The organism is Thiomicrorhabdus aquaedulcis (assembly GCF_004001325.1).
Classification (GTDB): Bacteria; Pseudomonadota; Gammaproteobacteria; order Thiomicrospirales; family Thiomicrospiraceae; genus Thiomicrorhabdus; species Thiomicrorhabdus aquaedulcis.
This window is the reverse complement of sequence record NZ_AP018722.1, coordinates 2,343,207-2,356,351: the sequence shown is the minus strand read 5'-3', so window position 1 is coordinate 2,356,351 and position 13,145 is coordinate 2,343,207. Positions and strand designations below refer to the sequence as shown.

The following is a 13,145-nucleotide window of genomic DNA, read 5'->3' as shown; positions in this document are numbered from 1 at the left end:
ATTAGAGACCTTTGCACGAATCAGGTGCGAAAAAAAATAGGCGTAAGTACCCCTTGAGGGTAAAAAATTTGCCTGATTGCGGCGGAAAACGCAGTGAATAGCGAGCTATTCGCAAGATTTTCAACAAAAATCAGGTGAATTTTAACCATTTTTATTCGTGCATTGACTCGTGCAAAGGTCTCATTAAGCATTAAAGAGTACCGATTGTGAAAACGCACGTTAAAACATTACACGTTAATTTAGGCGACCGCAGTTACCCCATTTTTATTGGCCAAGGGTTAATGGGCGACGCCCAATGGGTTAAGCCGTATGTTAAGGGCAAGCAGGTGTTGATTGTAACCAACACCACGGTCGCCCCCTTGTATTTGGACGCGTGCAAAAAAGCCTTTGCCGACTTTACCGTTGAAACGGTGATTTTGCCCGATGGCGAACAGTATAAAAATTTAGACACCCTTAACTTGGTGTTTGATGCGCTGATTGGCCAGCGGTTTGATCGCAGTTGCACGTTGGTGGCGTTGGGCGGCGGGGTGATTGGCGACATGACCGGTTTTGCCGCCGCCGCGTTTCAGCGCGGGGTTAATTTTATTCAAATGCCCACGACCTTACTGTCACAAGTAGACTCTTCGGTGGGGGGAAAACTGGTGTAAATCATCCGCTGGGTAAAAATATGATTGGGGCGTTTCACCAACCCGAATGCGTGGTGATTGATACCCAAACCCTTAATACGCTGGCCGATCGTGAGTTGTCTGCTGGTCTGGCCGAGGTGATTAAATACGGTTTAATTGGCGATTATCCCTTTTTTGAGTGGCTTGAAACCCACATTAGCGCCTTGCTTAAACGCGAACCGGCCGCATTAATGGAAGCGATTGAACGTTCGTGTCAAAACAAAGCCGACATTGTGGCGTTGGACGAAAAAGAGTCGGGTTTACGTGCGCTGTTTAATTTAGGCCATACCTTTGGCCACGCCATTGAATCGGGCATGGGGTATGGTAACTGGTTGCACGGCGAAGGCGTGAGTGCCGGCACCATGCAAGCGGTCTATTTATCGCGTTTGTTGGGTAATTTAAGCCCCGAAGAGTGCACGCGCATTCAAGCCATTTTTGAACAAGCGCATCTGCCTATTTATCCGCCCAGTGTGGCGCAAATGAGCAACCAAACGTATTTAGATTTAATGGCGGGCGATAAAAAAGTCCAAGCCGGCACCATTCGTTTGGTGTTGTTAAAAACCATTGGCCAAGCGTACGTGACTGGCGACTATCCACGCGCATTGTTAGAACAAACCCTCAGCGAATGGCGTCCTGCGTAAGCATCGCACTTCACCAGGCCTGGTTAACGTGTTTAACTTATAAATTATTTTAGGAGGCATGATGCCCAATAGCACCGCACAGCAAGACGCTCAGCAAGATACCCAAGACACTCAACCCTACGCGCAACAGCTCACCGCCGAAGGGGTGTCGTTTCGCATGCAAGACAATATTATGATGATTGAGGTTAAAAACGGTCTGGCGAGCGCTTTAATTACCACCCATGGCGGTTCGGTGTTAAATTTTAAGCCCAGCGACCAGCCCGAAGTGTTGTGGGTGAGCCCCACCAGTATTTACAACGGCCAAAAGCCCGTGCGCGGTGGTGTGCCTATTTGTTGGCCGTGGTTTGGGGCTAATGCCACTAATCCGGCCGCCCCAGCACACGGTTTTGTGCGCAATGCGGTATGGCAGTTAGAGCACGTCGCCAACATGCCCTCGGGTGCCACCGAAGTGGTGTTGGGCTTTGATTCAAGCGAAGAAACCTTGGCGCTTTGGCCACACTACTTTCATGCCGAACTTAAAATAGAAGTCGGTGAAAAACTTGCGTTGTCGCTTACCACCTACAACCTAAACGACCACGACATTGAAATTACCGAAGCGTTTCACACCTATTTTGCCGTCGCCGACGCGCGTAATTTGGTGATTGCCGGTTTAGACGGTGCCACGCATTTAGACAAACTCAGCCACGCACCGGCCGAGCGTCAAGCGGGTGATTTAGTGCTTAATCCGCCTATGGATTCGGTGTACTTAAACCACACCGCCGACACGGTCATTGAAGACGCGGGCAACCATCGCGCCATTATCATTGAAAAAAACAACGCCCAATCGGCGGTGGTTTGGAACCCGGGTCCAGAAACCGTAAAAGGCTTTGGCGACATTCCAGACGATTTATGGCCAGCGTTTGTGTGCGTTGAAGCCGGTAATATCGCCGACAATGCCGTGGTGATTGGTGCTAATGAAAAACACACTTTTACCATGATGCTGTCGAGTCAAGCGCGCTAACACTTTAACGTTTAAAACCTTTGTACGCCCACGCAAAACCGCCCTTTTTAGGGCGGTTTTGCGTTTAACCAGGCCTGGTCAAAGCCCTAAAAACATTAGTCGCACGTTTGATGCATAATCCTTAAAAAGCATTGCATTCACACATTAAGTGTTATAACTTAAAGCTCAAAGATTAGAATATTATCATACGCTTATGCATTGGAGTGGTTATGTCGGGGTTACTAACAGATTTGGTGGTTGGGTGTAAAAACGTTTACATTGAAAACTTATGTTTTATTTTGCCTTTAAAGCCGCTTAGAGCGACGCCCAAGGTACAGTTTTTTAGCGTAGACGGCGTGGTGGACGATTTATCCAGCATCGATTTGGTACTGCACGAACCCGGCGGAAAAAGCCCACTCATCGCCGGCGACGACACCTGGTACTGGTACATGCACACCGACCAAGAAGACAAATTAGTGGTGCATCAAGGCCAGCGTTTGGTGGAGTTGTATTCGGTAAAACACGGCCAGGTTGAACGTTTTGAAGTTACCACCGACGCCATTTACCATAACGGCCAAAAAATATTTACCGGTGCCGCCATCTTAGGCTGGCCACCGCAGGTGTTTCACCGTGTGCATTCACCCCAAGGCAGTGTTTCGACCAACTATGCCACCCGAACCCAAGACTTTTCGCTTAAAACCAACTTTAACATCTACCAACTCGACACCATCACGGGTCAGCACGCGCTGGCGCGTTTGGGCGCGCTTGATCAGCCAGTGTGATCAGCCAGTGTGATCAGCCAGTGTGATCAGCTAGGGTAGTCATTTTTAGCGCAGCATTAATGTGCGATGCCAACCATTTAAGCCTGCAAACCGCGCATCAAACGGTTAAAATACCACCCCATTCGCGGCCGTAGTTAAATGGATATAACCGCCCCCTCCTAAGGGGCAATTCCAGGTTCGATTCCTGGTGGCTGCACCACAAACCTAAGCCCCAGCGATGCACATCGCTGGGGCTTTTTAGTTTAATCTCTCTTTGTTTTAAACATTTCTTTAAATTTACCAGGCCTGGTAGTTGAAAAATTTAAACCCTTGTTTACTCTAAAGTTGTCGCGCCAATCTGTCTTAAAAATGACACTATTTCTTAACATGCCGTTCACCGTGTTGTCATGTTTTGTTTTCATAATGACAAGTCATCTTTAATCATAAATTAAGAGGCAAGCATGAAACTAAACAAACTATCTATCGCAATGGGCTTAATGTTATCCACCACGTTGGTGTTAACCGGTTGCGGCGGTGCAGAAGACGGTGACACTGGTGCGCAAGGTCTAGCAGGCGACGACGCCAGCACTCAAGTGGTCAGCTTAGAGCAAGTTGGGCGTACGGCTTCGCAGGGTTTTGCTGTAAGCGCTTCGGAAATTGTGGCTTATGACAAAGCTAATAACCGTATCTACACGGTGAATGCACGCAGTGGCCAAGTGGATGTGTTTAACAATCTTGGTGCTTCTGTAAGTACCTCACCCTCACAAAGCTTAGACATGGCGACTTTGATTAATGGCTTTGCCGGATTTTCTACAGCAACGGTAGGCGAGGCTAATAGTATTGCGGTTAGCGGCAATTACGCTGCTGTGGCGGTGGCTAACGCCACCAAAACCAATAATGGTTGGGTGGTGATTTTAAATACCGGCGATTTTTCGGTGGCCAGTGTTATTGAAACAGGTGCACTGCCTGACATGGTGACGTTTACGCCAGATGGTAAAAAAGTATTAGTGGCTAATGAAGGTGAGCCTGAAGATAATTATTTGGTTGATCCAGAAGGTTCTGTGAGTGTCATTACCTTAGCCAATTTTTCTAAAGTAGATATTGGGTTCGCTGACTTTAACATTGACGGTACTCGTAACGCAGAATTAGATTTAACCAAAATGGTATTAGACGGTTATAGCGCAACCAATGTTGGCAATAAAGCCACCGTGGCACAAAGTTTTGAACCTGAATACATTACGGTTTCTGAAGATGGTTCTAAAGCCTTTGTAGCCTTACAAGAAAACAACGCCATTGCGGTCATTAATCTAGCAGACAACTCGATTGAAAAAATCTTTGGTCTAGGGTTTAAAGATCATTCGATTCCTGGCAATGAAATGGATGCCAGTCAGAAAGACGGTGTTAATATCAAAAACTGGCCAGTTATGGGTATGTATATGCCTGATTCGATTAGCTCTATGACCTACAATGGCAAAACATATTTATTAACCGCAAATGAAGGCGATTCAAGAGAGGATTGGTTAAATGCCGTGACTGATTCTACAAGTTGTACAGCGGCTGGTTATTATTTTGATGGGAAATGCCTTGATGAGTTGGCTTTGAAAGATATTGGTGATTCTGATTTGATTATGGGAGCTGCGCTAACTGGCCTTGATACGGACACAACTTTAGGGCGTTTAAAATTCTCCTATTTTCAAACTAAGGTTATGAATAATGGTACTACGATAAACAAGCTATATGCCTACGGTGGGCGTTCGTTTTCTATCTGGGATACCGAAACAGGCCAGCAAGTATTTGACTCAGGTAGTTTCTTTGAAACTAAAACGGCGCAGTTGTACGGTGAAGACTTTAACAATGATAATGCCGAAAATACCGGCGATGACCGTTCTGATAATAAAGGCCCAGAACCCGAGGCCATTACAGTTGGCAAAATTGATGGGCACACCTATGCCTTTATTGGCTTAGAACGTATGGGCGGGGTGATGACGTACGATATTTCGAACCCTTACGCGCCTAAATATGTGCAGTATGTTAATAATCGTGATTTAACCAAGTCGCCTGCTGGAACAGACACAACTTACACAGTTGACGCTGGCGATTTAGGCCCAGAAGGCTTTAAGTTTGTGCCTGCGGCAGACAGTCCAGATAACAAAAACTATTTGATTGTGGGTAACGAAGTCAGTGGAACCACCGCTGTTTTTGAAGTAAAAGCGACATTGTTAAAAGATTAACCTTTATTGGTTGATTAATAAGCCCCTCTTAACGAGGGGTTTTTAGTTTGTAGCACCCAATAATTTGACACTAAGGTATTTTATAAACCACGTCCAACCCACCTGGCCTGGTAATTAGGGTTTTTTATTTTAACGGCTAAAATATTAATTTAGCCCTTTGATAAAAACAGATATGCACGTACTTAAAACCGGTTTTTTTCTATGTTGTCCGTTGGTTTGGGTATTGGGGGGGTGACATGCAAACTCAGGCTCACAGTGTTGAGATGGTGCTGCTGCGCCAGCAGTAATTTAGCACTTTTAATCGTACCAAAGATAGCACCGAAAACACCGCCAAAACCCACCTAACCTTGGCGATGCACACGCTTTTTTGCCAAGTACTCTTAATTAGACGCGCGATTAAATCGACCTAATCTGGCAGGTTTTGCCATGCCATGCCGCGCAAGACAGCAAATCGTTATCGCCGTATCAAGCCGATACTGTAAGCGAAAGTGTAACACTCAGTGGTTTGCAATGGTTTTTAGCGGCTGTGCCAAATCTAAGCGCCTAAGCCTTAGTGACAAGCGTTGCAGGGTTTATAGCGGTGCTTGATTGTTAATTCATATCAGTTTTTATGCCGAGAATCGATACTGGATTGGTAATATCATTCTTTAGGGTGATTTTGATCCCTTTCTCTTCTACTTAAAATTAACTTCAGGAAGTAAGCATATTTAGGCATTAAAAATTTATTTTAATTTGCCGACTTTAACTGAAGGAGAGGGTCATGAATAAACATTTATTAATGGGTACAGGATTAGCGTCAACAGCTCTAGTATTAGCCATGTTTTCAGGGTGCAGTGGTGGAGGCTCTTCAACCAGCGCAGCGACAGAAACTACAGAGTTAACAGAATTAACTTCATCTAAAGCTGAAACTTTAGCGGTTAACGCAGCAGAGGCTTTACCAGGGTGTTCTTATGTTTCGGATACCGTTGTAACTTCGGCATCACCAGCTTTTACGTTGATTTATCAATCGGCAATTAAAGAGGTTTTGGATGATAGTGAAGCTTCGGTAAGCACTAAGTTGGCAACGGTTAGATTAACGACGATTAATGAATCAACGCCAGGGACGTGCCCAACAGATCCGGGGTATTACACAAAAATAGGCACTCATGATGACGGTGTCGATGATGTGGTTTATACCTTTGTAAATTATTGTCTAGGTGATGATATTGAAAGCGTGACCTTAAATGGGGTTGCTGATGTTAAAAACGTTGGTGAGCCAAGTGACTTAGGTCCAATTCCTCAGTATGTCGAGTTATCAACCGGTTCAGAGGGTTTGCAAGCAATCGAGAAGAGTGCTGAAGGAACCTACACGCATGTCGCGAAATTGGATGATTTTGTTTATACCTACGGAAATGGAGATGACAATGCAACGTCCGATAAACCAAGCACAATGACCGCTGATTTATTGAGTGTGACTGATGGGCGTTCAGGTGAGGTGTTTAGTGTTTCAAATGTTGATATTTCGACTTACTACGCAGACACCACAGAGACAGCAGATGTTGTGGTTAACTTGGTTAATGTTACTTACAGTGATCCAGAAGTGGGTGCGGTTAATGTCCGTACCTCAACGCCCATTGTTGTTAATGATGCAGATATCATTTTGAGCGGTGTGATTGAGGTAACCGGCAGTAATGATGCTGTGTTGACTATGTCTCCATCATCAACGGTTCAAAACAGTTTTGATGTTATGTTTGATGGTAGCCCATTAGGCTTAATGGACTGCTCTGGTTTAGCGACAGGCGATATCTTGCCGTAGAAGCGGTTCAATTGAACTAAAGCAAGTTGCTTAAACGTAAAGGGTATATGCATTTTAAACAGACAAGTGTGCTTAGGCACACTTGTTTTGTTTATGAGGTTGCATTTATTCATTTTTTTGAATGGCTTGTCGGTTAAATAACAGAGATGGGATATGTATAAAATTATAGCAAGCTATGCTTTTCGTAATCTTATGCGCACACGATTACGCACTTTTTTACATTATTTTCAGTGGCATTAATTATTTTTCTTTATTCGGTGTTGACCAGTGTTGGCTCTTCTTTTTCTGAGCAAATCTCAAACGTTCTAGGGGAACAGAATATAGATATTGCAGTTCAAGCTAAGCATGCGACCAATCCTGGTACTTCCATTATTGATGAACATATCTTTGAGGGCATATCTAATTTGAATGGCGTAAAGGCCGTGCACTCGTTATTAATTGGCAATCAACGGTTGCAAGGTGACAAGTTAGTGTTCATTTTAGGCGTATCTAGCTTTAACACTTTTGCTCAGAGGTTTGGTTTTAACCTTAGCAAAGGACGTGTAATTTCCGCTGGAAAAAGAGAGTTGATTATTGGTGAGAAGGCAGCCAAAGTCTATGGTTTAGACGTAGGTGATGAAATAGGGTTTGGTGATGGGGAGCAGTATTCGATTGTTGGTATCTATTCAAGCTGGCTTAGTTTTTTAAATTCTGGATTAATCTCAGATTTAGAGAGTGTTCAAAGCTTGATATCTAGACCGGGTAAAGCAAGTTTACTGTTTATTAAGCTAGAAAATTCAACCGATACGTTGATGATGACAGAAAAAATAAATCGCCAATTTCCGGATATGAATGCCATTCAAAGCCAGCAACTGCCCGATTATTTGGGACCCATAAAAAGCGTTTTTTATTTCACGGATATTGTGTCAGTTATGACCCTGTTTATTGCAGGAGCGGTGTTGCTTAATACTTTTATTATGGCGATAAGCGAACGAACCAAAGAACTGGGAATTTTAAGTGCGATTGGTTGGCCTAGACAGATGATTGTAATGGTGTTTTTAGTGGAGTCGTTGATATTGGCTTTAACGGGAGGTGTTCTTGGGTATTTAGCGTCTTTTGGGGTTTTTCCAATACTACAAAGTCATTTTTCAAGTGTGGTGATGTTTTTACCCGATGCCCCCACTCTACCGGTCTTTTTTAACGTTTTATTGATGTCCGTTGTAATTGGACTTCTTAGTTCGCTGTTTCCTACGTTATACGGTACCAATATTCAAGTTTCAAAGGCGATTCGTCATGAGTAAGTTAGTTGAAATTACTGAGTTAACGAAAGTCTATGACGAAGGGTTAGTTCAGGGATTATCTGGGATTAATTTAATTTTAGAATCGGGAAAAATATACGCACTAATGGGAGCCTCTGGTTGCGGAAAAAGTACCTTGCTCAACCTTATTGGCACATTGGACACCCCTTCAAGTGGTGAAATTTTATATGAAGGAAAGCGGTTAAATGAAGTTGAATCAGTTTCTAAATTTCGTCGAGATTTTATGGGGTTTGTTTTCCAGTTTCATCACCTCATTCCCGTTTTAACGTTGCAAGAGAATGTTGAGTCAGCCTTATTGTCTAATAGACAAGTTTCGAGCAGCGAGCGTCAGAATAGGGCTAAAAATTTGCTGAATGGCATGGGTGTTGGTCATAGAGCAGATGCTTATGCTAGGCAAGTTTCTGGCGGAGAGCGCCAGAGAGGAGCCATTGCGCGAGCTTTAATAAATCACCCAAAATTATTACTGGCGGATGAGCCGACTGGTAATGTCGACTCTAAAACGGCCAAGCTTATCTTAGATAAATTAAGAGGCCATTTGAACACTTCATCGGGGGCGATATTAATTGCCACACATGATCCAAATGTGGCTGAAATTGCCGATGTAATTATTGAAATGGAAGATGGCAAGATTGTCTCAATTATTAATAAGGTTGTCATTATTGATGCCAACAAGCCAAAAGATTTAGAGGGTTTTAATTTACCCCATGCGTGTAACGTTATTTGATTAGGCCGCGAGACTTAGATGAAGCTTTCTAGAAGAGTGTTATTAAAATTATTGGCGACCAGTGCAGCATCTATCGTTGTTTCTTCTGGAGTAAATGGGTGCTTTTCGGATTCAAGTTCGAAAAGTGCCTTTGCCTTTGACTATGGTATAGCCAGTGGTGATCCATTGACGGATAGTGTCATTATATGGACTCGCGTTACCTCGTTAAAACAAGTACCCGCTATGGTCAGTTGGGAGGTGTCAACAGACCCTGAGTTTACCCAGTTGGTGAATTCAGATTCGGCGATGGTTGATGAAAAGACCGACTACACTTTAAAGGTTGATGTTAAAGGGCTTGAGCCGAGTACAAGGTATTATTATCGATTTAAAGTAAAGGGATTAATCTCGCCTGTTGGACAAACTAAAACCCTTCCGATTAATGCAGACTCCGTGAAACTAGCGGTTTTCTCCTGCGCTAATTTTCCGGCTGGTTTTTTTCATGTTTATAAAGAAGCGGCTAAACAAGCAGAGACCTTTGACGCGGTATTGCATTTAGGCGATTACATTTATGAATATGCTAAAGACGACTATCCAGAAGCAGGAACTGGTGAGGAAATTGGCCGTGTTCATCAACCTGAGTATGAGTGCATTACCTTGTCTGACTACCGACAGCGTTATGCTCAGTATCACGCAGATTTAAACTTAATTGAATTGCATGCAAAAGCGCCGTTTATTTGTGTATGGGATGACCATGAAATTGCTAATGATAGCTACATTGACGGAGCTGAAAATCACACCATTGAAGACGAAGGGAGTTTTTATGAACGCAAGGAGGCGGCCATACAAGCTTGGTACGAATGGTTGCCTGTTCGCGTACCTCAACTAGAAGAAGATAAAGTAATCACTTATAGAGTCTTTGAGTTTGGCAAAATTCTCTCATTAATTATGCTGGATACAAGGGTAATTGGACGCGATCAGCAGCTTATGTACGGAGATTATTTTGATGCCGAAGGCAATTTAATTAAGCCCGACTTATTAATGAGTGATTTAAAGAATCCAGATAGAAATCTATTAGGAAGTGCCCAGCTATCTTGGCTAGAAAATGCTCTGATTAGTGCTAAAAGTAAAGGGGTTGCCTGGCAAGTATTAGGGCAGCAAGTTTTAATGGCACGGATTTATGTACCATCATCGGTGATTCAGTTTGATCCGCTAACGGGTCGGCCTAATCCTTTAAATTTTTTAACTTACTATGAGGTTTTTAATGCATTTACAGCCTTGGCAAGTCTTTTAATTGCTGAGCTAGCGCGCGATGGTTTGTTAGAGGCTTATACAACTCAAATTGACGGCTATGATTTGTTAAGTCAAATAGAGCAAGCTTTCGCATTAATTGAATTGGTTAAAGTCGAAGACTCTGATCTTTATGACCGGCTTTTTTCATCGTTATCGGCAGAAGAAAAAAACGTAATTATAGATAATGGCAATTTGCTTAACTCGGAACTTAATCCAAAGGTGCCCTATAACTTGGATGCTTGGGATGGGTATGATGCTGAGCGAGAGTGTTTATTGCAGCTGGTCAGTAATGTCGATGCAAATCTGGTGGTTTTATCGGGTGATTCACACAATGGTTGGTGTAACTACATAACCAATAATAATGGTACTCAAATTGGCGTTGAGTTTGGAACGGGGTCTGTTTCGTCCCCGGGTTTAGAAAAGGATATGCAAATTCCGGGTGGCTATGAAGCGTTTATTCAAAACAGCATTGTCTCTTTTGTTAAAGATGTTGAGTATTGCAATAGTAGTCAAAGAGGGTATTTAGTTGCTGAGTTTACAGAGAATGAGGTGGTATGTGAGTGGCACATGATTGAACGAGAGGCAGAGAAAAACCCGGTTTTTCCTGAGTTTGAATTGGGAAAACGTATTGCCGTTTCAATCAAAGATAAAGTAATTCGTCATGTGGATTAAAAACATTTTTTGGCAATCTATCTTTGTGGTCAGTATCTTAGGATCCGGCTTGCACATAATGTTTATTACTGTCCATCCATCAAACCGGGCGCAACCGAACCCCCCTTTATTAGTGTTTATCAGCGTTTAACGCCCTTTGAGTTACATCAATAGGCATCAGTTTAAAGTTTTTGTGTAGCCCGCCGATAAATATCCCATACGCGTACATTTAAAACCGGTTTTTTGCGGTGTTGTGCGGTGGTTTGGTATTGGGGAGGCGACATGAAAATTCAGACTCACAGTGTTGAAATGGGGGCGCAGCAGCGGTTTTTTGAGCGGTTGTCGATTTCGCATGTGCAAGAGCAGTATCAAAACGGCCAACGGGTGTCGGGGCAGACTAAAACGGTTGAGATGGAAGTGCAGCGTCAGCACTCTTTTAGCACGTACGATAGTAGCGAAAAAGGCACCGAAAACACCGCTAAAAACCCACCTAACCTGAGCGATGCACGCGCTTTTTTGCCTGGCGCACCCTTATTGGACGCTCGATTAAATCGACCTAATTTGGCCGGTTTTGCCACGCCGGGCAATTTAGCCCAAGGCACGCACAGTACGCAAGCCGCGCAAGAAAACAAATCGTTACCGCCTAAGTTGGCCGAAATGGTGCGCGTGGTCGAAGAGATTATGACGCGCTTAACGCAAAAAGAGTTTCGCATGGAGGTGTATGGGTACGAACGCTCCGCATCGGAAAACGGCGATGATCCTGCCGCGCCATTGCAGTTTATAGCCCAGCCGCCAACAGTCGGTGTTCAAGGCGCTCAAGGAATAGATTCGTTGGGGCAAGCAGGCCAATATGAGGCGGTGTCTTTAGACTATCAATTGCAAGAATCCATGACGTTTAAAGCGCAAGGTCGGGTAACGACCGCAGACGGTCAGCGCATTGAATTTGATTTTGCCAGTCACATCAACCAGTCGCACCATCTTAGCCAAAGTGTGGAACGCGCCCAGGGGTTGGTGATGCGTGACCCGTTGGTGATTAGTTTTGCGGGTCAACCCGCGCAACTGAGTGTGGAGCGAGTGCAATTTGATTTAGAAAGCAACCAACAGCTTAAAGAGATTCCGTTATGGCAAGCCGGTTCGGGGTATTTGGTGTTGGATCGCAACCAAAACCATCGCGCCGACGACGGATCGGAGCTGTTTGGTACGCAATCGGGCAACGGTTTTGCCGACCTGGCGTTGCACGACCAAGATGATAACGGTTGGATTGATGAAAACGACGCGGTGTTTTCACAGCTTAGCGTTTGGCACACCACGCCAGAAGGCTATGCGCGGTTGGACGGTTTAGCGACCTTGGGCATTGGGGCGATTTATTTGGATTCGGTGTTAAGTCCTTACGAATACCGCGATCAAACCCTACAATCCCAAGCCAAAATTCAACGCAGTGGCTTGGTATTGATGGAAGACGGTCAAGCGCGCAGTATTCAGCAAATTGATTTGGCGGTTTAACGCTTTTTTTAGATGTGTCTTTAATAAGCAAAAGGCACCGTCAAGTCGTGTGTTAAGTCAGTCAGCCTGGCTTAAAGTGCTTGCTTAGTAACCGATATTGGAATGGTGAGATTGCGGAATGTCTTCTGAGCTTGGCAACATGTACCACATAAGGTAATCGACCACCATGGGCACTAAAACCGTATGTTGGTTGTTTGTTTCTTGCAAGAGTTTACGCACTGCGACTTTTAATTCTGGACGATTTGACGTGTCCATAATAATGTCAATTTTGGAGCCAAATTCATGAATGGCCTCTTCAAAGTTAGTGTAGTTTGTGATGCCGCGTGACTTTGCGTCGGCCAATAGCGGATTGTTCATATTGGGTTCGCTCACAGCAATAATCCTTACTCTGCCTTCGTCTAGCTGAGTAAACTGCTGATAAAACTTTCCACCAATACGTCCAAGACCAATCATTAGCACGGTTATTTGTCTCATACCTTTTTACTTCCTTTTAGTTGAGGTAACGCTAAATGCGCAACCCAAATTGCTTATATGCGGCTAATGCTTTCAAATAAGTCTAAGGAGTATAGGGTTTTAGAGAGAGCCGCGTCCAGTTTAATGCCCGTATTAGCCTTTAAAGATTTTTTAG

General features: G+C 44.0%; 10 protein-coding genes, 1 tRNA gene and 1 pseudogene. 11 read left to right on the top strand and 1 reads right to left on the bottom strand.

Translation table 11 applies throughout. The annotated features are described in order from the left end of the window. The first annotated feature begins 206 nt into the window (after positions 1-206). From aroB to EP181_RS10790, 11 genes and pseudogenes are all read left to right on the top strand, one after another. Positions 207-1,306 (top strand): annotated as a pseudogene (gene aroB / locus EP181_RS10835) (3-dehydroquinate synthase). Positions 1,307-1,367: 61 nt separating this feature from the next. Next, entirely contained in the window at positions 1,368-2,306 is a 939-nt protein-coding gene (locus EP181_RS10830) for a D-hexose-6-phosphate mutarotase (protein ID WP_127471640.1), read from the top strand. A 209-nt stretch (positions 2,307-2,515) separates the two neighbouring features. Then, on the top strand, positions 2,516-3,067 hold the full coding sequence (locus EP181_RS10825) for a hypothetical protein (RefSeq protein WP_127471639.1): 552 nt from the start codon (positions 2,516-2,518) through the stop codon (positions 3,065-3,067). 124 nt (positions 3,068-3,191) lie between these two features. Beyond that, positions 3,192-3,266, top strand: a tRNA-Arg gene (locus EP181_RS10820). A gap of 241 nt (positions 3,267-3,507) precedes the next feature. Further along, positions 3,508-5,277, top strand: a complete 1,770-nt coding sequence (locus tag EP181_RS10815) for a choice-of-anchor I family protein (RefSeq protein ID WP_127471638.1) — start codon at positions 3,508-3,510, stop codon at positions 5,275-5,277. A 421-nt stretch (positions 5,278-5,698) separates the two neighbouring features. Beyond that, positions 5,699-5,824, top strand: a complete 126-nt coding sequence (locus EP181_RS12750) for a hypothetical protein (RefSeq protein WP_269471140.1) — start codon at positions 5,699-5,701, stop codon at positions 5,822-5,824. A 213-nt stretch (positions 5,825-6,037) separates the two neighbouring features. Next, entirely contained in the window at positions 6,038-7,072 is a 1,035-nt protein-coding gene (locus EP181_RS10810) for a hypothetical protein (protein WP_127471637.1), read from the top strand. A 230-nt stretch (positions 7,073-7,302) separates the two neighbouring features. Continuing rightward, positions 7,303-8,352, top strand: coding sequence for an ABC transporter permease (locus EP181_RS10805; RefSeq protein WP_127471636.1), 1,050 nt, complete (start codon positions 7,303-7,305; stop codon positions 8,350-8,352). Continuing rightward, a complete protein-coding gene (locus EP181_RS10800) occupies positions 8,345-9,094 on the top strand; it encodes an ABC transporter ATP-binding protein (RefSeq protein WP_127471635.1) in 750 nt (249 codons plus the stop codon). The genes EP181_RS10805 and EP181_RS10800 overlap by 8 nt, the downstream gene beginning before the upstream one ends. A gap of 18 nt (positions 9,095-9,112) precedes the next feature. Next, positions 9,113-11,035, top strand: a complete 1,923-nt coding sequence (locus EP181_RS10795) for an alkaline phosphatase D family protein (RefSeq protein ID WP_127471634.1) — start codon at positions 9,113-9,115, stop codon at positions 11,033-11,035. A 261-nt stretch (positions 11,036-11,296) separates the two neighbouring features. Further along, on the top strand, positions 11,297-12,517 hold the full coding sequence (locus EP181_RS10790) for a hypothetical protein (protein ID WP_127471633.1): 1,221 nt from the start codon (positions 11,297-11,299) through the stop codon (positions 12,515-12,517). A gap of 84 nt (positions 12,518-12,601) precedes the next feature. On the opposite strand, the gene EP181_RS10785 is transcribed toward EP181_RS10790, so the two are convergent. Then, positions 12,602-12,991, bottom strand: a complete 390-nt coding sequence (locus EP181_RS10785; RefSeq protein ID WP_127471632.1) for a Gfo/Idh/MocA family oxidoreductase — start codon at positions 12,989-12,991, stop codon at positions 12,602-12,604. Positions 12,992-13,145: the final 154 nt, after the last annotated feature.